Consider the following 23,380-nt stretch of genomic DNA (forward strand, 5'->3'; position numbering starts at 1 on the left):
GGTTGCAGCCGATGTCCGTCGCCAATATATTAACATTTGCAGAGGAAAGGCCGATTTTGCGATGACGTCTGCAGCGATAGAACCGATTGCGAGCTAGTGTCATGTACGCACCACGCGTCTTCGTGAGTATGATCGGCGCCCTGACGGTTTTTGCGGTCGTCACCTATTTTCTCAATGGCTCTCTCACATCCACGCTGATCCAGACGGCGATCTGTGCGGTCCTCATTCAGATCGGCTATTTCCTCGCGGTCGTCTTCCTAATCTGGAGGAAAGCGCGCGAGCACGGAAAAAAAGCGGCTGAAGTGCTGCAATCGGCCAATGACGACAAGCCGGGCAGCAATAGCCACCGCCTGGACCGGCCCGGTCACTTCAATCGTTGACCGCACGGCCGGACAAGCCTGCCTCGCCATTCTTCAAAAAAATCGCCTTTGACGCGGTTGCGACATGATCGCCCTGCATGGTGCGGCCCGTTACGGCAAGATTCCATGCCGGGCTGCATGATCTAGCCGGTCGCCAATGACCCGGCTGCGTCATGCAGCGATCGAGAACTGGTGCAGTCCACTTGGCCCCTAGGCGCCGCGCTGCCCGCGAGACACGATACTGGAGGCCCCCATGACCACAGTCGCCCGGACAGATGTCTGCGTCATCATTGCTGCGAAGAATGCCGAGGCGACCATCGCCCGCGCGGTCGCGTCGGCGCTGGCCGAACAGGAAGCCGCCGAAGTGATCGTGGTGGATGACGGTTCCACCGATCAGACCGTCGCCGCGGCGCGATCTGCCGACGATCACAGCGGACGGCTGACGATCGCACGCTTTGAAAGCAATCGCGGCCCTTCAGCAGCGCGCAACCATGCGATTGCCATCAGCCGCGCCCCGGTCCTGGCGATCCTCGACGCCGACGATTTCTTTCTACCGGGCAGGCTCGGCAGGCTGCTCGCAGTAGAGGAGTGGGATTTCATCGCCGACAATATCGCCTTCATGGGCGAGGCCGCAGTGACTGGTGCGGCTCCAAGGGTCGATGACTTCCCGCCACGGCCGCGCCTTCTCGGCCTCATTGATTTCGTCGAGGGCAATATTTCGCAGCCGGGCGTGAAACGTGGCGAGATCGGCTTCCTGAAGCCGCTGATGCGCCGCCGCTTCCTCGATAAGCATGGCATCCGCTATCAGGAGGCGCTTCGTCTGGGGGAGGATTATGACCTCTATCTTCGCGCACTGGCCAAAGGTGCACGCTACAAGGTCATTCAAAGCTGTGGCTATGCGGCGATCGTGCGCGGCAATTCGTTGAGCGGCAGCCACCGGACCGAGGATCTAAAGCGCCTCTACGAGGCCGACCGCGTCATACTCGCGGCAAACGACCTCGACGGTGAGGCAGCGGCTGCCGTGCGACGGCATGAGCGTCACGTGCGTGGCCGCTACCAGCATCGCCACTTCCTCGACCTCAAGAAAGAGCGCGGCGCTATGGCTGCGATCGGTTACCTCATGCGGCGCCCGGGCGCCGCGCCGGCCGTCACCGCCGGTATCTTCGCCGACAAGACGGAGCGCTTCAGGCCGCGCCAGGATGCGGCGCCGGCGGGCGGAGGCGCGGCAGTGCGCTACCTTCTGCCCATCGGCGCGGAGCACGCGCGCTAGCACCACGCGTTGCGGCGTCGGGCCACGTCGAATACGCTCCGGCATCTCGTCCGGAGCGTCGTTTGTCACATCCTAGAAGTAGGCGCGCCGTACGGCGGCCAACGCATCCTGGAAGCGTTCCTTGCGTTCAGCGAGCCGGCTGTCGCTGCTCAATTGCGGCTCTGCCCGAGTGGCCTGCCAAAGTGCAAGCGTCGACGGCGCCGCAAGCACCTGCTTGGCCGCGCTGCGCAAGAACGTCTGACGCGGTTCTCTGGCCGCGACGATCACCTCGCCGTCGGCCGATCGCAGGTTCGCAGCCTCCGGCACGGTCTGCGCCTCGAAGCCCATGCCCCAGAAACGTGCGCCCTTGATCATGGCTTCGGTGCGGCTGGAGACCGGAACATGGCGGGGACGGTATTCGACGCCGACGGTTTTTGCCCAGTCGTTCCACTTGAAGCTGTTGATGCTGTCCGACGTCGTCACCGCCACCCAGGGAACGCGGAATGCATCGGCAAGAATCGCCCCATGCATCGATTCGGCGACAATGAACTCCGATTGCGCGATCTCGCGGATCACGCTCTTGGCCTCGCCGCGCGGGTCGATGTAGTGCATGCCGACGGTGCCGCAGGTGACGGGCCACATACCGGCGATCGCACTTTCCCAATGGGGAATGAAACTGCGCTTGTATAGCTTAGGCAGGTTCCGGAATTCCGGCATGTCGGCGACCATGACCGCGGGATCGACAATACCGCGCTCCGGCGCAAGGCCGATCTTCTCGGCTGTCAACGGCCCGCGCACGCAGCGAAGGTCCCATTCGGCGGCATCCCGCATGTCCGGCAAGCTGCCGTAGCCGAAACCGCTGCCGATAACGAGCTTGCGGACGCCATCAGGCAGAAGCGCGCGGTTGAGCACCGTGCCGACGCCGACAAGGAGGATGTCGTCATGGACATCGCGAAAACCCGGCAGCAGGAAATCCCAAAGCCAGAGGTTGAGGTCGTCGCCGAAATTGCCGTGCTGAGATTCCCAGTAATAGGGCTTCATGGGCGGTCCCTTCTTTCAAATGCGAGATAGGTTCGATGCCGCGCCTGGCGGGCTTGTTCTTCCTCCAAAAGGAGTTTCTGTCCGGATCAGCGTGAACGGGAAAACTTGCCGACGGCAAGCTCGAATGCGCTTTGCAACAGCTTGGGATCGCGCAGGACCCAACGTGCCAGCAGTCGAAACTGCGGCGACTTCCGCCGCTTCAGCCGGCGCGCCTGGCTCCAGAGCGCCTGACGACGGGCCGTGTGCTGGTAGGACTGGATCGACGCGACGGCCGATGGCTTGCGCGAAAGCCGGTGCTCAAGCGTCTCAAGGGCAACAAAGGTGTTGAACTGCTGCTGCAGGAATTGCGGCGAATCGTTGTCGATCGAGTGGAAGATGTTGATGCCCTCCCCGCGCATGGCACCGGCTGCATCACAAAGCACGACACGATTTGCCGCCAGAATGCAGTCGCAGAAGAACAGCACGTCCTCGGCCGCGAGACGCAGCTCGGCATCAAAGCGCACCGTCTCGAAAAGCCGGCGACCAACCACCATGCAAGACAGGTGCAGGAAGCTCCAGTTCCGCAGCATGACATTGGAAAGATCGGGAATTTCGACGACAAGCGGGCTTTCCTGCAAGCGCACGACCGTATCGCTTGCCTCGAGATCGGCGATGCCGAAATGGTAGTAGAAGGCCTCGCCGCCTGTTATCGACGCCCAGTAGCAGTCGGCACCAAAGCGGCTCATGCTGTCGACGGCATTCTGGAGATGATCGGTGGTCCAGATGTCGTCGGAATCGAGGAACGCGGCGAACGCGGCGTCGGCCGGAACGTTGTCGAGCCCGGTGTTGCGCGCGCCGCCTGGACCCTTGTTGTCCTGCCGGATCACCGTCACGCGCGCCCGCTCGCCATCGGCAAGCGGCCTCAACTCCTCGTCGATCGAGTAGGGAGATTGATCGTCTATCACCAGGACATGGAAGTCTTGATAGCTTTGGGCAAAGACGGACGCGAGCGCGCGCCGAAGAATACCCGGCTCCTTCTGGTAGTAGGGAATAATAACAGTCAGCTTCGCCATCTTTTCGCCCCTGCGGTTTCTCTAAAAGAGTATTTCGTGGTCTCCTCCCACCGGGTCGCGACCTCAAATCTAGCGCTTGCCCTTTGTCGGAAATCCTTCAAAGGCATCACGGGATGCTCACATGCCTTCAAACGTAAATGCCAAGTCTGTGACTCGGAACGTCGGCTGGAGCGTCCTTTCAAAGACAGGCACATTCGGGCTGAAGTTTGTCACCGTGCCGATTCTTGCCCGTATCCTGACGCCCGAGGAGTTCGGAACGGTCGCCGTCGCGCTCACCGTCGTGCAGTTTCTGGCGATGATCGGCGGCGCCGGTCTTGCCTCCGCTCTGATCATCCAGCGCGACGAGGACATGGAACTCATCCACTCCGCTTTCTGGGCCAATCTGGTGGTTTCGCTGATGATGGCGCTTGGGCTTTTCGTCTTTGCCGAACCGCTGGCGAGCCTGCTCGGTGCGCCGGAGGCAAGCCATCTGCTCCAGATCATGAGCCTGCTCATCCCGTTGCAGCTTGCCGGCGATGTTGCCTATTCACTGCTTGCCCGGCGGATGAATTTCAGCAAGGACGCGGTCTGGACCATGCTCTCCGAAATCCTCGGCGCGCTCATCGCGGTCGGGGCGGCGCTTCTCGGCTTTGGGGTGTGGTCGCTGCTCGCCCAGCTTTTCGTTTCTGCATTCATCCGTTTGGCCGGTCTCTACGCCGTCTCCGGCTATGTCCCGCGTTTCGTGTTCTCGGCACGGCGCGTACTTTCGCTCTGCCGCTTCAGCTTTGGCATGATGGGCTCCGAGATCGCCAACTTCGTCACCTTCCAATCGCCGATGGTCGTCATCAGCCGTTATCTCGGCCTTTCGGATGCCGGCGCCTATTCGGCGGCGAACCGCTTTTCCAGCATTCCGAACCAGATCGTCCTTTCAGCAGTCATGGGCGTTCTCTTTCCCGCCTTCAGCCATATGGGCGAGGATCGCCAGCGGCGCTCGCAAGCGCTGATGCTCAGCACGCAGGTCACCACCGTGCTGCTCGCGCCGATGATGTTCGGCCTCTGGGCGCTTGCCGAGCCGGCGATGCTCGTGCTCTTCGGCCAGCAATGGGCCTCAGCCTGGCCGGTGCTCGGCCTGCTCGCCCTGTCGAAGGGCCTGCTGACACCCTGCAGCACCTACATTCCCTATCTCAAGGGTATCGGCCAGGGCACGACCCTCTTCTGGTGGGCGGTGATCCGGGCAATCGCCACCACTGCCGCCGTCGCCTATGCCGCGATCGGCGGATCGCTCGTCGAAGCGATGATCGCCCTCTGCCTCGTGAACCTAGCGACGCTTGTCGGCTATTCCTGGGTTGTCTTTCGCGCCGACCAGCTGCCCTTCCTGCGCGGGTTCCTGATTTCGGTGAGGCCGCTGGTCTCGGCTTTCATCATGGCTGTCGTCGTAAGGCTGCTGCTGGACCACTACGGCACGCTTCTTCCAAGCGCGGTGCTCCAGGTTCTTGTTGGCGCCGCGATCGGTGCCCTGATCTATCTGCTGCTGGTACTCGTTACCGAACGGTCGCTGCTGGCAAAGCTCACAGATATGGTTCGTTCCCGTGGTGCTTCGAGCTCTGTACCAGCCGCCGCCGAGTAGCGGCTGGAATAGCGCTAAAGACTGCCCCACCCTTGCCGCATTTCGGCGAGGAATGAGATCCGCGGCTTTGTCTCAACTGAAAAACAGAAGAAAAAGCGCACAACTTTTCGGCGTTACATATGCGCTTTAACAAGCAGAAGCATCAGAAAATCAGCGGCCGTTAATATTCCGCAACTGACGCCCACGTCATGGTTTTTTCCCAGTCCAAGTGCGGGGATAGGCCTATTTTCCTAGTATTGCCGCGATTTCTAATGCTGCACCGCAGCAAACCAAGGCCGATTCGTTTGCTGCGGCGCCATATTTTGATCCGTGCCCGAGCCTAATCTTCTGGGTGCGGGCTCTGGTCTGCTCTGTTGAAACGGCCGCTTCTAAACGCGCTGCCAGATGGGGGTGACGGATATCGTTGATGTGAACGCGATTATCTCCTCGCGGATCAATCTGATGCGCATCGTGCTGATCTCAGGCATTGTCTTTGTGCATGTGCCTTATGATCCGGCGACCAGTCCGTATGTCGGCACCTATGGCGGCATCGACTGGTTGCGCATTTTCCTGGGCGACAGCCTCTTCCGTGTCGGCGTCCCTTGCCTCAGCGCGATTTCCGGTTATCTCCTGTTCCGTCGCGGTCTCGAAAATTTCGACTATGGCCGGACGCTGAAGACCAAGGCTCGGACGGTACTTTTGCCATTCCTGTTGTGGAACCTGGCGTTTCTCGCGCTGGTTTTCGTCGCGCAGAGCAAGGACATCAGTTCGGGCTATTTGCCGGAGGTCATCGGAGCCAGCCCCAGAGAGTGGCTGAGCTTTGCCTTCGCGCTCGAGGATCTACCGATCAATCTGCCGCTCTATTTTCTGCGCGACCTCCTGCTTTGTATCGTTCTTTCGCCAGCGCTCGCGTGGCTGATCAAGCGCTATCCGGCACAGACGCTCGCCGTCCTCTTCGCCTATGCGGTGCTGCCCGTTCCGAACGGCATCTTTTTGAAGAAGTCGATCCTCTTCGGGTTTAGCGCCGGCATCTACATGAGCCTGCATCGCATCGATGTCCGCAGCTTCGATCGCTTTTCCTGGCCGATTACCATCGCGTTCCTGAGCGCAGCCGTGCTCCTGTCCATCCTGCTCTATCAGTTTGGCCCGAATTTTCCGGTGTGGCTCGAAATGCTGCGCAGTCTGATTGCGATTTCCGGCATCGTCGGTTCCTGGGCGGTTTCGGCACTTCTCGTGCGAACCAACATCGGCGCTCAGCTTTCGCGCGGCAGCGGTCTCAGCTTCTGGATCTTCTGCACGCACTTTCCGCTACTCGTGCTCTTCTGGATGATCTGGAACCGCTCGGACATCGGCTACTACCCGGCGTTCTACTGCGCGGTTCCGCTCATCACGATCGCCTTCCTCGCCGGCGCCTACGCTCTTTCCGCGCGCTGGCTGCCAGCCCTCACCGCTATTCTCACCGGCAGCCGGACCGGCTCCGCCCGCGACATGCGTGCGCGGACAGGGGCTGTTCGCGCCGGTCCCTCCCCCCAGCAAAGGACCTGACCATGAGATCGAAACGACCTCACCGCCTCGCCCTGCTCACCCTTGTCGCCGTCGGCCTTGCCGGTCCGGCCCTGGCCGAAGAGACCACGACGGGTGCGTCTTTCATCGACAACTTCGATACACTCGACACCGCCGTCTGGTACGTCTCGGACGGCTGGAACAATGGCGCGCATCAGAACTGCACCTGGTCGAAGAAACAGGCGAAGGTCGTCAACGGCATCGCCGAACTGACGTTTGCTGAAGGAAAACTCGGCGAGCGCAATTACGCCTGCGGCGAAATCCAGACCCGCAAGCGCTTCAGCTATGGCACCTACGAGGCGCGGATCAAGACGGCCGACGGCTCGGGGCTCAACTCGGCCTTCTTCACCTATATCGGGCCGGCCGACAAAAAGCCGCATGACGAGATCGATTTCGAAGTGCTCGGCAAGAACCCGGCAAAGGTCCAGATCAACCAATACGTCTCCGCCAAGGGCGGCAACGAGAAGCTGGTCGACGTGCCGGGCGGCGCCAACCAGGGCTTCAACGACTACGCTTTCGTCTGGGAGAAGGAGCGTATTCGCTATTACGTAAATGGCGAACTGGTCCACGAGGTCACCGACCCAGCGAAGATCCCGCCCAATCCGCAAAAGATTTTCTTCAGCCTTTGGGGAACCGATACCCTGACGGATTGGATGGGCGCCTTTTCCTACAAAGGCCCCTCGATGATGCAGGTCGACCGGGTCGCTTTCACCGCGCCGGGAGACGAGTGCCAGTTCCCCGAGTCGATTGCCTGCAAAACAAACTAGCCGACGATCGGGAGCCGCGCCCGTGGGCGTGGCTCTCGCCGCTGCAAGGCGCAAAATTTGAACCATGTCCGGCGCGGCCGGGCAGAAAACTGGATGTTCATGCTGCAGATACTTTACTTCGCCCAAGATCTTGCCGACCCCGCCGTTCGCCGACGCGTGCTGATGTTACTTACCGGCGGCGCAAAGGTGACGCTTGCCGGGTTCAGGCGCGACGCAAACCCGCTGGCGGCGATCGAGGGCATCGTACCTGTCGAGCTCGGCAACACCCATGACGGCCGGTTCGTCCAGCGCGTCGGTGCGATCGCGAAGAGCTGTCTCTCGCTGAAGCAGGCGCTGCGCGGCGTCGAACGTCCAGACCTGATCATAGCCCGCAACCTCGACATGCTGGCCATCGCCAGGAAGGCCGTCAGCCTCTTCGGCGGCGACGTCCCAATCGTCTACGAATGCCTCGACATTCACCGCCTACTCCTTTCCCCCGGCATCGCTGGCAAGGCGTTGCGGACAAGCGAGCGCCTGCTCGGCCGTGACGCGCGCCTTTTGATCACCAGTTCTCCCGCCTTCGTCGAGAACTATTTCCGCCCGTTATCGGGTATCTCGGCACCGACCATGATGCTTGAGAACAAAGTGCTCGAGCTCGACGAAACCGATGCGCGACCATCGGTGACCGCTGCCGCCGCACCGACACATGGCCCATGGCGGATTGGCTGGTTCGGTGCTCTGCGCTGCCGCAAATCACTTGCGCTGCTGGCGGCCTTCTCGCGCCGCATGGAGGGTCGATTCGAGATCGTGCTGCGCGGCCGGCCGGCCTATCGCGAGTTCGACGACTTCGACGGCTTCATCCGCAACGAACCTTTCATGACGTTCCACGGCCCCTATCGCAGCCCGGAAGAGCTTGGCGCGATCTACTCCGACGTGCACTTCACCTGGGCGATCGACTTCTTCGAGGAAGGTCAGAACTCCAAATGGCTGCTCCCGAACCGGCTCTATGAAGGCTGCCGCTTCGGGCGGGTGCCGATTGCGCTTCGCGGCACCGAGACCGCGCGGTTTCTGGCCATACGTGGCCTTGGCGTGCTGCTCGAAGAAGCTGATGCCGACGCGCTTGCCGCGCTCATGGGGTCGATGACCTCCGAGATTTACGACGCCACATCCCGGCGGATCGCCGCCTGCGCGCCGGAAACCTGGATCTTCAATCGCAGCGATTGCGAGGGCCTCGTGCGCCGTCTGTCGGCCGTCACGTCCGCCGCTCCGCCGCGCATCGCGCTGGACTTCCCGCAAGCACATCAAAACACCTCAACGCCCCAAAACGAAGGTGGATTGTCATGAGCATACGTGTCCTCATCGTCATTCCCTGCCTCAACGAGGCGGAACATCTGCAGGGCCTCGCCGAAGCCTTGCTACCCGCGGCAAAGCGCCTCAACGGCGCCATCCTGATCGCCGACGGCGGCAGCACCGACGGCACCCGTGAGATCGCGGCGCGTCTCGCCGAGAAGGATCCGGCCGTGCTGGTGCTCGACAATCCGAAACGCATCCAGAGTGCTGCGATCAATCTCGCCGTCGCACGCCATGGCACCGATTTCGATTATATGATCCGCATCGACGCGCACGGCACCTATCCGGATGACTATTGCGAGCGCCTCGTCGAGGAGGCTCTTCTGACCGGCGCGGACTCCGTCGTCGTCGCCATGCAGACGGTTGGCTTCACGCCCTTCCAGAAGGCCACGGCCTACGCCCAGAATTCCAAGCTCGGCAATGGCGGCGCCAAGCACCGTCTCGGCGCGGCGAGCCACTGGGCCGATCACGGTCACCATGCACTGATGCGCATTTCCGCCTTCCAGGCGATCGGCGGCTACGACGAGATCTTCAGCCACAACGAAGACGCGGAGTTCGACTATCGCTTCCGCCAGGCGGGCTATCGCATCTGGATGACCGACCGGACCAGCATGGTCTACTACCCCCGCGCCAAGGTCGGGCCGCTCTTCCGCCAGTACTTCGCCTATGGGCGCGGACGCGCGCGCAATGTGTTGAAGCATCGCGCCTGGCCGAGCCTCAGGCAGTTGCTGCCGCTTGCCGTCGCTCCGGTCGCTGTCGGCGCACTGCTCGCGGTCGTCAGCTGGCTTGCGGTCGTTCCGGTCGTGCTCTGGGCTGTGGCCTGCATCGGCTACGGCATGTGGATGGCGCTCGGCCAGAAGAACCCCTACGGCCCGCTCGCGGCCATCTCGGCAATGGTCATGCATTTTGCCTGGTCGGCCGGCTTCTGGCGGGAATTGCTCACCACGCGTAACCGGAGGGTGGCACCATGACCAACACCGTCGCCCGGACACAGATCGACATAGCGGTGTGCACGTTTCGCCGGCCGGAGCTTGCAGAAACGCTGCACTCCCTCGCGCTAATCACCGTGCCTGCCGATGTGGCGATCCGCATTATCGTCGCCGACAACGACGTGACGCCGAGTGCCGAGGCGCTCGTCAACCAGATGCGCCCGACCATGCCTTGCGAGATCCTCTACGTGCATTGCCCGGCGTCGAACATTTCCATCGCCCGCAACGCCTGTCTCGACAACAGCACCGGGCACTATCTCGCCTTCGTCGACGACGACGAGACGGTGTCGAGGACCTGGCTCGTGCAATTGCTCGATACCGCCCTAACGACCGGCGCCGATGTCGTGCTCGGCCCGGTTCGTGCCGAATACACCCTGTCTGCCCCGAACTGGATGCGCCGCGGCGATTTTCATTCAACCCGGCCGGTCTGGGTCGATGGCGAGATCCGCACGGGCTACACCTGCAATGTTCTGATCGATCTCACTCGCCCGGTCGTCTTCAACAGGCGGTTCAATCTGGCGCTCGGGCAGACAGGCGGTGAGGATACGGAGTTCTTCCGCCACATGCATGCGGATGGTGGGCGTCTGGCCTATGCGCCCGATGCGCTGGTCTTCGAACCGGTACCGGAGAAACGCGCGCGACTTGCCTGGCTTGCAAAGCGTCGTTTCCGTTCCGGCCAAACCCATGGCCGGCTCTTGAGTGAACCGGGCCAAGCCGGCAGCCGATTTGCCGAAATCGTCCGCGCGACGGCGAAATCAGGCTATTGCGCCATCGCAAGTCTTATGCTGCTCGGATCGCCGGTCGCTCGCTCGCGCTACGCGCTGCGCGCAATCATGCATGCGGGCGTCGTCAGCGGCCTCATTGGTGTGCGCGAACTCCAGCAATACGGAGCGGCGACCGCTTGATGACGCAACGCGCGCCCGACGTCAGCTTCGTCATCGCGGCCTATAATGCTGCCGACACGATCCGACGCGCCATCGACAGTGCCCTTGCGCAGAAGGGCGTCGACGTCGAGGTGATCGTCGTCGACGATTGCTCGAAGGACGAGACCTGTGCGGTCGTCGAAGAACTCGCTGATCCGCGCGTGCGGCTGCTGCGACTTGCCGAGAACCGCGGGCCCGGCGGCGCGCGCAATGCCGGTCTCGAAGCGGCCCGTGGCGACTGGATCGCCATTCTTGACGCGGACGACACGGTTAGCCCTCAGCGGCTGTCGCGCATGATCGGCCTTGCTTCCTCGACCGAAGCTTCGATTGTGGTCGACAACATCGACGTCCTCAATCTCGATGGGCGGCTGGAGCGCATGTTTCCCGAAGCCGAGCTTGAGCGCCGTCGGACGCTGACGCTTGCGGCCTTCATCGGTTCCAACGTGCTTTTCCGCTCCACCTTCAATTTCGGCTACATGAAGCCGATCTTCGAGCGTCGCTTTCTGAACGATCATGGCTTGCGCTTCGAGGAAACGATCCGCATCGGCGAGGACTACATCCTGCTCGCCTCGGCGCTTGCCCATGGCGGCCGATGCGTCATCGATCCCTCGGCCGGCTATTGCTATCACATCCGCGAGGGCTCGATTTCGCGCGTGCTCGAACTGCGCCACATCGACGCGATGATGACGGCCGACCGGGAATTCCTTGCCAGGCACACGCTCGATGCCGAGGCGCTGGCTATGCAGCGCCGGCGCGACAAAAGCCTCGTCGAGGCGCACGCCTTCCTTCGCCTTGTCGAACACCTGAAATCTAAATCGTTGGCCGGAGCCACCCAGGTGGCTCTGACCAACCCCAGAGCGCTTCGGCACCTCAGAATGCCGATCGCCGTGCGATTGCGCCGGCTACTTGCGCCAATCGCACGCATGAAGCCTGCCACCTCGACGGTGGCGGCCGAACGACCCACCTCGGGCGAAAGCCCACACGTAAGTAAAGGATAAGACCATGGACCGTATCAGGACCGTCAGGAAAGCTGTGATCCCGGTCGCCGGCAATGGAACGCGGTTTCTTCCCGCGACGAAGGCGATACCGAAGGAGATGTTGACGATCGTCGATCGTCCGGTCGTGCAATATGCGGTCGATGAAGCCCGTGAAGCGGGCATCGAGCACATCGTTTTTGTGACCAGCCGCAACAAGCAGGCGATCGAAGACCACTTCGACGACACGCCTGAACTCATCTCGTCGCTGACCCGCTCCGGTAAGAACGCCCAGATTTCCGAACTGGAGCAGATGCTGCCGCGCGCCGGTTCCGTCAGCTTTACCCGGCAGCAAGCGCCGCTCGGCCTCGGCCATGCCGTCTGGTGCGCCCGCGATCTCATCGGCGACGAGCCCTTCGCACTGCTCCTGCCGGACATGCTCTGCCACGGCGGACGCGGCTGCATGGCCGGTCTTGTCGACCTCTACCGTCAGACCGGCGGCAACGTTGTCGGCGTCGAGCAATGCGCTCCGGAAGATGCCTCGAAATATGGCATCGTCGGCAAGGGTGCGGCCGTCCCCTATGGCTTCGAAGTCACCCAAATGGTGGAAAAACCGCTTATGGGCGAGGCCCCGTCCAATTTTTATCTGAACGGTCGCTACATCCTGCAGCCGCAGATCTTCGACATACTCGCCCATCAGCCTCGCGGTGCGGGAAACGAGATCCAGTTGACCGACGGCATGCTGAAACTGTCGCAAAATCAAGCGTTTCACGCCCATCCCTATGACGGGCGCACGTTCGACTGCGGCTCCAAGGAAGGCTTCATCGCGGCCAATGTCGCCTTCGCGCTGGCGCGTTCCGATCTCGGCGACGCGGTCTATGCCTCGGTCAAGGACATGGTCCTGTCTCACGAAGGCCGCATCCGCGCCGCATAACTGGCTTCGGCGCCTCTTTTGAAAAGAAGAGGCGCCAGCCTTCGGACCAAAGGGAAACGGACAGAGCGACCCAATGAATCAAAGAAGTCTCCCCTTCAACAGTGTCGTACCGCGCAACGTGGAGGAGCCCGACGGCTTCATCGACCTCGATCGTCTGTTTTCGGTCGTCTTGCGTCGCGCCAGAATGGTCGGCCTGTTTGTGGCGCTCTTCATCGCGCTCGGTGTCGCCTACCTGGTCTTCGCAACACCGCTCTACACATCGGCAACGCAGGTCCTTCTCGACGAGAACCTGTCGAAATTTGCCGAAGAACAGGCGCCGCCGCAAAACAGCGCCCTGCTCGACACCCAGATTGCCAGCGCCGTGGAAATCCTGAAATCCGGCGAACTCGCCCTGCGTGTCGTCGACAAGATGAACCTTGCCGACAACGACACCGTCCTCAATCCACCGCGCTCGCCGTTCGACGTCGTCAAGGACGGGTTGAAGTCCGTTACGAGCATTTTCTCGAGCGGACCGGAGATTTCCGAGGATATGGCCCGCTACGGCCGCAGGCAAAAGGCGGCGGCACTGCTCCAGCAGGGACTGGCCGTCGAACGCGTGACGCGAAGCTCCGTCGTCTCGCTTGCCTATCGTTCCAGCGATCCGCAGCTTGCCGCTGGCATCGTTCGCACCTATGCCGACGCCTATCTCAACGACCAGCTCAACGCCAATTTCGAGGCGACCGAACGGGCCTCGGTCTGGCTGCAGGAACGTCTTGCAGACCTTCGGCAGCGCACGCAGACCGCGTCTCTAGAGGTCGAAAAATACCGCAGCGAAAATGGCCTGACGCTTGCGCGCGGCGAACTCATGTCGGAACAGCAGCTGGCCGATCTCAACAGCCAGCTGATCATTGCCCAGGCCGATAGCGCAAGCGCTTCGGCGCGCTACAAGCAATTCCAGGCGATCGTCGACCAGGGACCGGAGACGGCCGTCAAGAACGCCACGATTTCCGCTAAGGAAGGCGACAACTCGGTCATCCGCGATCTGCGCACGCGCTACCTTGCGGTCAGCAAGCGCGAACAGGACGTGAGCCAGAGCTTCGGCGCCGACCATCCGCAGGCCGTGTCGCTGCGCAAGGAGAAAACCGATGTCGGCCGCCAGATCTTCCAGGAACTGCAGCAGCTGACGGCAAGCTACCGCAACGAATACGAGGTGGCGCGCTCACGCGAAGCGTCGCTGCGCGAAAACATAGAAGGCACCACCGGCCGCAACGCAAATGCAAATGTCTCGCTCGTGCACCTGCGCGAACTGGAGCAGCGGGCAGCCGCGCTGAAGACGCTGTATGAGACCTATCTGAACCGCTACGAGCAGGCCTCGCAGCAGCGCTCCTTCCCGATCGCCAAGGCGCGGGTGATTTCCAGCGCCGGCGTCCCGGCCTCGCCTTCGAGCCCGAAGAAGACGATGGTGCTGGCGCTTTCGGCGGTGCTCGGCCTGATGGCGGGCGGCGCGTTTGCGGCCTTCCAGGAGTTTCGCGAGCGGACATTCCGGCTCGAAGGCGACGTGCGCGCGATCCTCGGTCATCGGTCGTTCGGCTACATTCCGTTGGTCGGCCCGCGTCACCCTGGAACGACGGATCTCGTTCGCGCCAAGCTGATGAAGAACAAGATGCCGCCACCGGTAACGCAAGGGGCGCCGTCGTTCGAGCGCCTCAGCCGCATCGTGCTCGACGCTCCGCGCTCGTCCTTCACCGAGACCTTCCGCAACGCCAAGCTCGCCTGCGATCGGATGCTGACCGGCAACGGTTCACGCGTCATCGGCATCGCCTCGGCGGTGCCCGATGAAGGCAAGTCGATCATTGCCGCGAATTTTGCGGCCCTCCTTGCCGCAAGCGGCAAGAAGACCCTTCTGATCGATGCCGACATCCGCAAGCCGGGTTTGAGCAAGATGATCAATCCGCCGCCGAAGGCGGGTCTGGTGGAAGCGCTGACCGGGCAGGCATCGTGGCCGGCGGGCATCAAGATCGACCAGCAGACGAAGCTTGCGATCCTGCCGGTCGGCGGTGAAGCAGTGGACGGCAACGGCCCGTATGACAGCCATGAGCTGCTTGCGTCGCCGGCCATGGCCGAGCTCATCGACAATGCACGCAAGTCCTTCGACTATGTCGTCGTCGATCTCGCGGCACTCGCCCCGGTCGTCGATGCCAAGGCCTTCTCGCCGCTTGCGGACGGCTTCCTCTATGTCGCCGAATGGGGCCGGACGCCGTCGCGCCTGGTGCGCGACCTCTTGCATTCGGAGCCGCAGATCAATGCCAAGATCCTCGGCGTGATCCTCAACAAGACCGACATGCAGGAACTGGCAAAGTACAGCGACTTTGGCGGTGCCGAGCATTATCGCCACCGCTATGAGAAGTACTACATCGAAAGCGCCGGCACGCGCCGCAAGACCGAGGCTGCATGAGGCTCAGCATCCGCCAAATTGCGTACCTCGGATCGGAAATGGTCCGAGGATGCTGAGAGTGCATGGGAGCTGCGGGATCGCGTATGTCATTTGCCGCGTGAGCTCCATAAAATATGATTGTTATTATCATGTTTAAATGATACGTGCCGCAAACCGTGAGACCGTGGCGATGAACAGCGATATGCCGAAATATGACAGTGAGCTGATTGCGATCATTTTAGCGACGCTCGGAGCGCTGATTCTGGTCGCAAGCGCTTTGCTTTTTGTCGTTGTCTGAATCGGAACGTGAGCTTGGGGGCATCCAGGCGGTCTCACCTGAGTTTGGAGATTGATGCATTTCTGGACGCCCGAGCCCTGCTGGCTCCCTACGGTACCAGGGCGAGTGAACGGGCCATTGTCGTGGCGTAGCGGCCACGTGACGCTCGCTCAACGAGTTCGTTAAAAATGTTCCTTTAGCCGGATATCAGAAACTAACGATTTGCTCGTATGGATTTCCTCAGGCCTCAGCGCCGCCGAAATACAAACGGGGAGATAAATGGAGAAGCAACGAGAAAGCAGGATTGATCTTCTGCGTGGGCTCGCTCTCCTCTTGATCTTTGTCGGCCACTCCGAGTTCACGTTTTCGGGTTTTGTGCAGCATTCTCGCGGTTTCGCAGATGCTTCCGATGTCTTTGTTCTCTTGGCTGGAATATCCGCTGCCCTTGCCTACTATCGCACCGATGGTTCGGTCCTGTTCCTGCGACCGTGGAAACGCGCCTTCGCCTTGTATCTCGTCCACGTCTTGTTGTTTTCGGTGCTGGCAAGCATCTCGGCCGCACTGATGCTGGCCGTTGGTCCATCGACTTGGTCCGATATGAATTCATTCTGGAGCGCGCCTTTTCAGCATGGAGCCGAGGCCCTTCTACTCATGTACATGCCGGGAAATCTCGATATCCTGCCTTTGTATATGGTGCTGCTTGGTCTCACGCCGTTTGCCATCTGGCTTCACAGTCACTCGCGAACGATGTTGCTGAGCTTTTCGTGCCTGGTCTGGTTGGCCGCTGGGATTGGTCACATCAATCTTCGGAACTGGGCCCTAGATGGACGTGAGTGGTATTTTGATCCGTTTTCTTGGCAGTTTTTGTTCATCATCGGGATCGTTGTCGGCATTGGACTGAAACGGTCGACGCCCGTGCTCAGCTACAATCGCGTGGTGTTCCTCGTGGCCGCCATCTTTGCGATCACTGCCATCCCGATAAATCTTGCCGTGTATCTTCGCCTTACAGAGCCGCCGTTCAGCGAGCTGTATCATCAGCTCGTTTCTAAAACGAACAGCGGCCCGCTGCGCATCCTAAATGTACTGGCGATCCTGTATCTTGCCTGGAACATCCGAGCCGTGCAGCTCGCGGCCCGTCAGCCAGCCTTTCGCCTGGTCTGCGCTGCCGGTAAGCACAGCCTTCCAGTTTTTTCCGTCGGCGTAATCCTTGTTTGTGTAGCCAAGACAGTTGTGGCCGCCACACCAAACCCGTCGCTTCTGGTACAAGCGATATTACTGGTTGCCGGTTGCCTCTTGCAGTTGGCCGTCGCGTGGTTACTTGAGGAGCGACAGCGAAAAGCCACCTGGCATGCGCATACCGCAATATCGATCCCAAAACGGTCTTGACCTTATCATTCAGCTGGCGGCCGGAGCATTGCTCCAGATAACAGACACATTGTTGCCCGCAGCACTTAAACCCTGAGCCTAAAACCGGCTAGTTCGACCGCTTCTCGAACTTACGTTCACCTCGCAGATACGCGGGGATCCCGCGCTTTAAAGTGTGCAGACAAAGTCGGATCGCGTTCGAGTAAGTCCCGCCATTCCTGCTCAGTGATGAGCCCGAGCCTAAACTGCTTCAGGAGAAATTTCTGCTCTTCGCTAAGTCGTGGGAGTTCGTCGGGCTCTGACCACCCGAACAACATGTAGTCAACCAATTTCCGTAGAAAGTGCCTCGTCCCCATTTCATTCCTAACCACAAGGAGTTGATGCAAGAAATCTAGCATTGCGTGCACGTTTCGCGAAAGCGTCAGCTCCTACACTCAGACGAGTTCATAGCAGCTGGGACAAACCATGATTTCAGACGAAACTGCCATGGTGGCCTGGAGCATTTCAGCCCGACATCTGGCACGAGGACAGCGTGACCCTACGACGATGGTTGCTGAGGCGATTGCCTTGGAGCGGCAACGCTGTTTGGGCATTGTCACCGAATGCTGCGGAGAAAACAGCGACGTCGCCAGAAAGCTACAACGCTCTGACAGATAAGGTCCAAATTTCGATTAGCCTATTCGCCCGGTTGTAGATGGTCTTAGCCTGCCGCCGCCTCGCTAGTTGTAGGGGTCGTACGACCGACCGCGAAGCACCGGCTCATGCACAACGGAACCCACCGGATGAGCAACCCTTCTCCAGTTGACGGAAGGAGGATGATTTCAAAACAATCACGACAGTGCTCAATCTCTCCAGAAGAGCGGTGTCAGGATGACCAGGACCGTCAGGATTTCCAGACGGCCGAGCAGCATCATGAGCGACAGGAGATAGAGCGCCGGGTCGGTCAGCGTCGAGAAGTTGCCGGCCGGCCCGATGATCGGGCCGAGCCCGGCGCCAACGTTTGAAAGCGCCGTTGCGACCGCTGACACCGCCGTGACGAGATCATAGCCCATCGCCCCCATGGCCAGGCTGCCGAAAGCCCAGATGAACATGTAGGCCGTGAAGAACATAAACACGGTGCGCTGCACGTCTATGTCGACAAGTGTCTTGCCGTAGCGCACCGTGTGGACCGCATTGGGGTAGATCAGCTTGAAAAGAGCGGCGCGGATTGAATTGAAGATGATGATGAAGCGGTAGGCCTTCATGCCGCCTGCCGTCGAGCCGGAGCAACCACCCATGAAGGTGGCGGCAAAGGCAAGTGCGACGATGAACTCACCCCAGAGCATATAATCGTCGCTTGCAAAACCGGTCGTCGACAGGATCGACGAGACGGTGAAGAAGCCGTGCGCCAATGCCTCGTGCGCCGAGACCCCGTTGACGATCCGCTGGTAGAGGCTTGCGGCGAGCGCAAGTGCCGTCAGATAGGACAGAAAGACGATGATCTGGGGATCCTTCAGCGTATCGAGCCGGCCACGAACGATGAAGAGGATGAGCACCGAAAACGGCAGACTGCTCAGCGTCATGAAGAAGGTTGCGACCCAGAGGATCGGCAGGCTGTTGAAGTAGCCGAGCGAGGCATCGTGGGTGGAGAAGCCACCGGTCGCGACCGTCGACATCGCGTGGTTGATCGCGTCGAAACGGCTCATGCCCAGATAAGAGAAGATGATCGTGCACGTCACCGTCATCACGACATAGATCAGGATGAAGGCGCGCGTGAAGGTGACGATGCGGGCGAAGGGCTTCTCGGTGGTGTCCGAGGACTCCATCTTGAAGAAGGACATGCCGCCGACCCTGAGATAGGGCATGACGAAGAGCCCGAGCGCCACGATCCCGATACCGCCGAGCCAGTGCAGAACCGAGCGCCAGAGAAGAATGCCCGGAGGCGCATGGTCGAGGCCGCTGATGACGGTCGAGCCCGTCGTCGTGATGCCGGAGACCGATTCGAAGAAGGCCTTGGCGAAATCGAGCTTCAGCGACGACAACCAGAAGGGCACGGCGCCGACGAGAGACACGACGATCCAGAGAAGATTGACGACCAGAAAGCCCATCTTGCGGCTGAACAGCGGCGAGCCGCCCTGCGTGGCGGCGATCGCCAGGAGCGACAGACCGCCTGTCGCAAAGGCCGAACCGGCAAACACTCTCCAGTTGGGATGACCATAGAACAGATCGACTGCGGCGGGCAGCAGCATCGCGAGCGACAGATAGAACGCGGCCTTCGCGGCGATGTTGATCGCGGTCTGGTAAAGGGGTGCATGCAACGGTTGATCGCCTCAGCGCTTTGTCCAGGACCGAATCGGTCCTCTGGATTTGCGGCCATTCAACCTCAAAGGCGCGCGATTCGCACCGGCTCGGGGCCGAGAACCCGCTGGAGAGCGACAGTCAGTCCCGTATTTTCGCTGGTTCTGGCCCATGGGCGCGGCAATCGCGTCCAAGCATTCCCGGCAAACGCCATGTGAAAGGCGCCAAACGCATGCTGCACTGCGGCATTTTGCCCAATCAATTCTAACTCACGAAAAGATCACGACTTTTGGCCGCGGTAAGTCATCACCTTGACTTATTTCCACGTGTAAAGCCTGCTTCATCCATTCCACATGCAACCTTGAGCACAACCGATGACCCCCGCCCGTTTCACCCAATGCCTTCTCGTTCTTCGTTGGACGCCGATCAATCTGGCAAGCGCCCTCCATTGCAACCTGGCGTGGATCGAGGCGATGGAGACCGGGGACGAAATGGTCCCGGAGGAACTGGCTACCTGGCTGGAAACGCTGGCGCGAACCCACGAGGAACTCGGCATTCCCGTCACCTACCGCGGCAAGGGGCTTGAACCGGCGACGAGCCGCGCAACGCGCCGCTGATCGACAAGGGCGCTTCGCTCCATCCAGCTCACAGCTAAAAATGCCTTGCATCAATCACCCTTGGCCGGTTCGATCGCAAGCGCGCCGGCCGGGCTTAGAGCACCGCAGCGCCATAGCCGGTAGTTTTGCTGGGTGTCCCAGTCGTAGTAGTAGGCCGCATTCAGGCGATTTTCTTCGGAAAACCGCTCGAAGACCGTCCGCATGGCCGTCATCGCCCCTTCGCGTTCGCGATCATCGACGGGGCAGCTGCGCAGTGTATTGGCAATCCCCCATTCCGTCACCCAGCAGGGCCGCCCTCTGTCGGCAGGCGCACAGAAATCGAGAAGTTTGGTGACGATCGAGGTGATTGCAGCCTTATCCTTGCGCGCCGGGTAGATGTGAATGCCATAGGCATCGACGAGCGCGTCCATGCCCCGCGCCTTCAAAAGGGCAATCACCTCGCCCGGATCCAGCCGCTCCATTCCCTGGCGGTCCGCTTCCTTGGCCCCCATGTCGGAGAGCCCGGCGGAGACGATGATCGCCTTGCTGTTGGCGCTCGCTCTTACGGCGTCGCGGGTGATCTTCAGCGCCTTGACGTAGTTGTCTAGACCTTTTCCGAATGCCTCGGGATCGCTTAGTTCACTGAGATGTCGCGGCGTCGCTTGGCCCGGCTTCTCGTAGACGGCGAGGTCGCCGTTATAGCCGGCGAGGTTGATCTCGTTTCCGGGTTCTACCGCATCCAGACGGATGCCAAGGGCATCGATGCGCTGCAGAGCTGACGCCAGGCCGACGCGGTAACGATCAAGGTCCAGATCGGACAACCGGTTGATATCCCAGATGCGCCCGAAGCCGGTGCGCGGGCGAACGCTGTCCGGATAATAGCTTTTGTTCGACAGCTGGATTTCGAGCAGGATCCGCAGACCCAGCCGGTTGGCAATCTCCAGCGCGTCGATGCTTTTGTCGACGGGGCGCGACAGCGATAGCCGCACATGCGTGGCGCCGCTGTCGGCGATTTCGCGAAGGATGCGTTCCTGATCCGTGCGCTCCAGCCAGGCGAGATTGAGCCGATTGACGCCGTAGCGCGCAGCCGCAACCTCGCCCGCGAACGCCGTTGCGCCACGCGAAAGCGCCGCCCAAGAGACCAAGGCGGCCAGGAGCAGCGCCAACGGCGCTGCCCGGGTCAGGGGCAGATTAAATGCCAACCTGTTTAAGCGCACTTTGGAAGTTCGCCTCGCATGCCGAATAGCGTTCGGTAACCGCCTGCGCATCGATCTTCGACAGGAAGTTGGCGAGATGCGCCTTCTTGTCCGCCTCACGATTCCAGACGCCCGCTTCGATATAGGGAAAGCCGATGAATTCCAGCATCTCGCGCATACGGTCGTCGACGGCGATCATCAGCGAAGGCGTGCCCGCCTGCATGCCGATGACGCAGCCATGGAAGCGCCTGCCGATGCAGAGGTCCCGGGTCGATGACCAGGCGCGCCACTGGTTGGTGTCGAAGAACACCATCAGTTCGTTCTGCCGCTGCCATTTTTCCTGATGCTTGTATTCGGTCTTGCCGGTGATGCGGCCGCTGGAGCGGTCGTAAACCGGCGCGTTGTCATCCACGGGCAGCGTGAGGTTATAGGCGACGATTTCGTCCTGGATGACGTAGCTGGCCACGCTCTCCGGCTTCAGCAGCGCGTGGGCATCGACGATGGTGTCGGCGACGCTACCGAGATAGCCGCCGAGCGCGAGCTTCTGTGCCGAGGCAAGGTCTGCGTTGGCAAGCGACGTCAAGGAGTGGCGCATCTCGTTGGGAGCGAAGAAGAGCGAGGGGCAGCCGGTCGGCTTGACGAACTTCATGCCCTCCGCGCGCAGGAACTCGGCGGTGAAATAGCCGCGGGTCAGGAAGAAGCTTTCCTTCTGCTTCAAGACCTCGAGGAACCGCAACGTACCGGCCGGCAGGTTTTCTTTCAGACCTTCACGCTTCTGGATGCCGATGCCCATCACCAGAACCGGCATCTTCAGCTTCTCGAACACATCCGCTTCGAGATCGGCCGAGTATCCCGGACGCAGCAGGTTCGCCGAAGCGAACACGCACATGTCGAATTCCTTGTTCAGGGCATCGTAGACGTCGTTGGCGCCGCGGCTGTTGACCAGATGCCAGAACGGCACATAGGTCACGTCATGACCGCGCAAGGCATAAGCTGCGCCCTCGCCGATCAGGTAGTTGCCGGTGTTGGCGATCTTCTTGACCTGGTCGACCAGATCCTTCTTGCTTCGGATATCGTCGAAGTAGGGTTTGTGATGAACCGTCGCACCGGAAACGCGCGCCACGGTACGCTGGAGGTAGGAAGGGATTCCGGTGAGCAGGATACGCATCGATACACCTGGTTTGTGGACTGGCCCACAGAGTTGAGGAAGAGGGAGGGCGGCACGAGGAAGCGGATCTGCAAACCTCACCGTGCCGCCCGAACATCATGAATTGAGCGCCTCGGATCGAACGCGTCCGAGGCATCACGGCTTAGAGGCCGATGCCGATCTCGCGCAGCACCGTACGGAAATTGCGTTCGCGATCGGAGTAGCGGTCGACCAGTTCCGATGCGTTCAGCCCGGCCAGATGGCTGGCAACGAACTCCGCCCGGTTTTCCGCCTTTTCGAGCTCCTGGACGTCGACCGACGGCAGGCCGGTAAAGCCCAGCATTTCGCGCATGCGGTCGTCGACGGCCACCATCAGGCTCGGCACGCCTGCCTGCATGGCGATGATCGAGCCATGGAAACGACGGCCGAAATTGAAGTCCATGTGCGAGGCCCAGGCGCGCCACATGTTGGTATCGAAGAAGGTGCGCACATCGAAGGGGACCTTCTGGCGCTCAGCGCCCGGAAAAGCCAGTTCGCCGAGCATCTTGCCCGAGCAGGAATCGAAGACCCTGCCATCGGCATCCGGCTCGACCTTCATGTCGAAGTGCAGGAATTCGTCCTGGATGATGTATTGGGGCTTGGCGCCTTCTGGGTTGAGCGCGATCGCATCGACGATGCAATCGTGATTGGCGCCGAGATAGCCCGAAAAGATCGTCTTTGCCTGACCGATCTTGACGTCAGGCAACTTCTTCATCGAGGCGCGCATGTTGTTCGGCGCGAAATAGACCGAGGGGCAGCCGGTTGGCCGGACGTACTTGAACCCCTGGTCCTTGAGGTAGCCGGCGGTTTCGTAGCCGCGGGTCAGGAAATAGTGCTCGCGGTCCTTGAGAACATCGAGCAGGCGCTTCGTCCCCTCCGGCAGGCCTGTTTCCAGGTCCTTGCGGTTCTGGTGGCCGATGCCGAGCATGACGATCGGCATCTTGAGCTTGCTCAAGACATCAGCCTCGGCATCCGCAGAAAGCCCCTTGCGCAACAGATTGGCGCAGGTGAACACGCAGATGTCGAAGTTGTTGTTGAATTCATCGAAACCGGTGCCGTTCTTGTGGGCGTTGTAAAGATGCCAGAACGGAATCTGCTTGGCGTGCGGCGCGATGGCGCGCAGAGCCCCCTCACCGATCAGATAGTTGCCGGTGTTACTGATGTTGCGAAGCTCCTGAAGAAACTCGTCCTTGGATTCGGGCTGTTTTTGCCGTTCCGAATAGGAAACCGACAGGCCATTGGCGCCGTTTGCGAGGCGCGTGTAATGACCAGGAATACCCGTCAGGAGGATTCTTGGACGCATGC

Annotated in this window: 19 protein-coding genes; 13 read left to right on the forward strand and 6 right to left on the reverse strand. The window is 60.8% G+C overall.

Going from position 1 to position 23,380, the window contains the following annotated elements; genetic code table 11:
• Window positions 1-101 precede the first annotated feature (101 nt).
• Both IB277_RS29675 and IB277_RS29680 read left to right on the forward strand, forming a co-directional pair.
• The gene (locus IB277_RS29675; protein ID WP_034797967.1) at window positions 102-380 is read left to right on the forward strand and encodes an exopolysaccharide production repressor protein; all 279 of its coding nucleotides are present in this window, start codon (window positions 102-104) and stop codon (window positions 378-380) included.
• A gap of 232 nt (window positions 381-612) precedes the next feature.
• Complete coding sequence (locus tag IB277_RS29680; RefSeq protein ID WP_192372290.1) at window positions 613-1,629, forward strand: glycosyltransferase family 2 protein; 1,017 nt, start codon at window positions 613-615, stop codon at window positions 1,627-1,629.
• A 72-nt stretch (window positions 1,630-1,701) separates the two neighbouring features.
• On the opposite strand, the gene IB277_RS29685 is transcribed toward IB277_RS29680, so the two are convergent.
• Both IB277_RS29685 and IB277_RS29690 read right to left on the reverse strand, forming a co-directional pair.
• Window positions 1,702-2,649: a polysaccharide pyruvyl transferase family protein gene (locus tag IB277_RS29685; protein ID WP_034797971.1), complete on the reverse strand. Its 948-nt coding sequence runs from the start codon at window positions 2,647-2,649 to the stop codon at window positions 1,702-1,704.
• A gap of 86 nt (window positions 2,650-2,735) precedes the next feature.
• A complete protein-coding gene (locus tag IB277_RS29690; RefSeq protein WP_060529217.1) occupies window positions 2,736-3,701 on the reverse strand; it encodes a glycosyltransferase family 2 protein in 966 nt (321 codons plus the stop codon).
• A gap of 121 nt (window positions 3,702-3,822) precedes the next feature.
• Here IB277_RS29690 and IB277_RS29695 point away from each other — a divergent pair, with 121 nt between their 5' ends.
• The 10 genes from IB277_RS29695 (at window position 3,823) to IB277_RS29740 (ending at window position 16,841) form a co-directional block, all read left to right on the forward strand.
• Window positions 3,823-5,307, forward strand: coding sequence for a lipopolysaccharide biosynthesis protein (locus IB277_RS29695; protein ID WP_192357555.1), 1,485 nt, complete (start codon window positions 3,823-3,825; stop codon window positions 5,305-5,307).
• A 408-nt stretch (window positions 5,308-5,715) separates the two neighbouring features.
• Window positions 5,716-6,831, forward strand: coding sequence for an acyltransferase (locus IB277_RS29700; RefSeq protein WP_192372292.1), 1,116 nt, complete (start codon window positions 5,716-5,718; stop codon window positions 6,829-6,831).
• Between the two features lie 2 nt (window positions 6,832-6,833).
• Complete coding sequence (locus tag IB277_RS29705; RefSeq protein WP_089044798.1) at window positions 6,834-7,616, forward strand: glycoside hydrolase family 16 protein; 783 nt, start codon at window positions 6,834-6,836, stop codon at window positions 7,614-7,616.
• 99 nt (window positions 7,617-7,715) lie between these two features.
• Window positions 7,716-8,939, forward strand: a complete 1,224-nt coding sequence (locus tag IB277_RS29710; protein WP_112983636.1) for a glycosyl transferase family 1 — start codon at window positions 7,716-7,718, stop codon at window positions 8,937-8,939.
• Complete coding sequence (locus IB277_RS29715; RefSeq protein ID WP_110819097.1) at window positions 8,936-9,916, forward strand: glycosyltransferase family 2 protein; 981 nt, start codon at window positions 8,936-8,938, stop codon at window positions 9,914-9,916. The genes IB277_RS29710 and IB277_RS29715 overlap by 4 nt, the downstream gene beginning before the upstream one ends.
• Window positions 9,913-10,839, forward strand: a complete 927-nt coding sequence (locus IB277_RS29720) for a glycosyltransferase family 2 protein (protein ID WP_089044796.1) — start codon at window positions 9,913-9,915, stop codon at window positions 10,837-10,839. Before IB277_RS29715 ends, IB277_RS29720 begins: the two co-directional genes overlap by 4 nt.
• The gene (locus IB277_RS29725) at window positions 10,839-11,855 is read left to right on the forward strand and encodes a glycosyltransferase family 2 protein (RefSeq protein WP_089044795.1); all 1,017 of its coding nucleotides are present in this window, start codon (window positions 10,839-10,841) and stop codon (window positions 11,853-11,855) included. Before IB277_RS29720 ends, IB277_RS29725 begins: the two co-directional genes overlap by 1 nt.
• 4 nt (window positions 11,856-11,859) lie before the next feature.
• Window positions 11,860-12,765 carry a UTP--glucose-1-phosphate uridylyltransferase gene (locus IB277_RS29730; RefSeq protein WP_060521076.1) on the forward strand — a complete coding sequence of 302 codons (906 nt, stop codon included), beginning with the start codon at window positions 11,860-11,862 and terminating at the stop codon, window positions 12,763-12,765.
• A 73-nt stretch (window positions 12,766-12,838) separates the two neighbouring features.
• The gene (locus tag IB277_RS29735; RefSeq protein ID WP_192372294.1) at window positions 12,839-15,199 is read left to right on the forward strand and encodes a polysaccharide biosynthesis tyrosine autokinase; all 2,361 of its coding nucleotides are present in this window, start codon (window positions 12,839-12,841) and stop codon (window positions 15,197-15,199) included.
• A 535-nt stretch (window positions 15,200-15,734) separates the two neighbouring features.
• Window positions 15,735-16,841, forward strand: a complete 1,107-nt coding sequence (locus IB277_RS29740; RefSeq protein WP_192372296.1) for an OpgC family protein — start codon at window positions 15,735-15,737, stop codon at window positions 16,839-16,841.
• Between the two features lie 821 nt (window positions 16,842-17,662).
• Here the strand turns inward: IB277_RS29740 and IB277_RS29745 are convergent.
• Window positions 17,663-19,117, reverse strand: a complete 1,455-nt coding sequence (locus IB277_RS29745; RefSeq protein ID WP_192372298.1) for a TrkH family potassium uptake protein — start codon at window positions 19,115-19,117, stop codon at window positions 17,663-17,665.
• Between the two features lie 354 nt (window positions 19,118-19,471).
• Between IB277_RS29745 and IB277_RS29750 the strand changes: the two genes are divergently transcribed.
• Complete coding sequence (locus tag IB277_RS29750) at window positions 19,472-19,714, forward strand: hypothetical protein (RefSeq protein WP_034798024.1); 243 nt, start codon at window positions 19,472-19,474, stop codon at window positions 19,712-19,714.
• A 50-nt stretch (window positions 19,715-19,764) separates the two neighbouring features.
• On the opposite strand, the gene IB277_RS29755 is transcribed toward IB277_RS29750, so the two are convergent.
• The 3 genes from IB277_RS29755 to IB277_RS29765 all read right to left on the reverse strand — a co-directional run bounded on the left by IB277_RS29755 (window position 19,765) and on the right by IB277_RS29765 (window position 23,378).
• A complete protein-coding gene (locus IB277_RS29755; RefSeq protein ID WP_371813707.1) occupies window positions 19,765-20,838 on the reverse strand; it encodes a glycoside hydrolase in 1,074 nt (357 codons plus the stop codon).
• A gap of 46 nt (window positions 20,839-20,884) precedes the next feature.
• Window positions 20,885-22,057 (reverse strand): polysaccharide pyruvyl transferase family protein, encoded by a 1,173-nt coding sequence (locus tag IB277_RS29760; RefSeq protein WP_060529226.1) that lies wholly within the window; start codon window positions 22,055-22,057, stop codon window positions 20,885-20,887.
• 142 nt (window positions 22,058-22,199) lie between these two features.
• Window positions 22,200-23,378 (reverse strand): polysaccharide pyruvyl transferase family protein, encoded by a 1,179-nt coding sequence (locus IB277_RS29765; RefSeq protein WP_060521073.1) that lies wholly within the window; start codon window positions 23,376-23,378, stop codon window positions 22,200-22,202.
• Window positions 23,379-23,380: the final 2 nt, after the last annotated feature.

This window comes from Ensifer sp. ENS07 (assembly GCF_014852185.1).
Lineage (GTDB): Bacteria > Pseudomonadota > Alphaproteobacteria > Rhizobiales > Rhizobiaceae > Ensifer > Ensifer adhaerens.

Coding starts and splice junctions, on each gene's coding strand:
- IB277_RS29725 (WP_089044795.1), top strand. CDS start 10,839: ATGACGCAACGCGCGCCCGACGTCAGCTTCGTCATCGCGGCCTATAAT.
- IB277_RS29710 (WP_112983636.1), top strand. CDS start 7,716: ATGCTGCAGATACTTTACTTCGCCCAAGATCTTGCCGACCCCGCCGTT.
- IB277_RS29675 (WP_034797967.1), top strand. CDS start 102: ATGTACGCACCACGCGTCTTCGTGAGTATGATCGGCGCCCTGACGGTT.
- IB277_RS29765 (WP_060521073.1), bottom strand. CDS start 23,378: ATGCGTCCAAGAATCCTCCTGACGGGTATTCCTGGTCATTACACGCGC.
- IB277_RS29695 (WP_192357555.1), top strand. CDS start 3,823: ATGCCTTCAAACGTAAATGCCAAGTCTGTGACTCGGAACGTCGGCTGG.
- IB277_RS29720 (WP_089044796.1), top strand. CDS start 9,913: ATGACCAACACCGTCGCCCGGACACAGATCGACATAGCGGTGTGCACG.
- IB277_RS29735 (WP_192372294.1), top strand. CDS start 12,839: ATGAATCAAAGAAGTCTCCCCTTCAACAGTGTCGTACCGCGCAACGTG.
- IB277_RS29730 (WP_060521076.1), top strand. CDS start 11,860: ATGGACCGTATCAGGACCGTCAGGAAAGCTGTGATCCCGGTCGCCGGC.
- IB277_RS29715 (WP_110819097.1), top strand. CDS start 8,936: ATGAGCATACGTGTCCTCATCGTCATTCCCTGCCTCAACGAGGCGGAA.
- IB277_RS29685 (WP_034797971.1), bottom strand. CDS start 2,649: ATGAAGCCCTATTACTGGGAATCTCAGCACGGCAATTTCGGCGACGAC.
- IB277_RS29690 (WP_060529217.1), bottom strand. CDS start 3,701: ATGGCGAAGCTGACTGTTATTATTCCCTACTACCAGAAGGAGCCGGGT.
- IB277_RS29680 (WP_192372290.1), top strand. CDS start 613: ATGACCACAGTCGCCCGGACAGATGTCTGCGTCATCATTGCTGCGAAG.
- IB277_RS29740 (WP_192372296.1), top strand. CDS start 15,735: ATGGAGAAGCAACGAGAAAGCAGGATTGATCTTCTGCGTGGGCTCGCT.
- IB277_RS29760 (WP_060529226.1), bottom strand. CDS start 22,057: ATGCGTATCCTGCTCACCGGAATCCCTTCCTACCTCCAGCGTACCGTG.
- IB277_RS29750 (WP_034798024.1), top strand. CDS start 19,472: ATGACCCCCGCCCGTTTCACCCAATGCCTTCTCGTTCTTCGTTGGACG.
- IB277_RS29705 (WP_089044798.1), top strand. CDS start 6,834: ATGAGATCGAAACGACCTCACCGCCTCGCCCTGCTCACCCTTGTCGCC.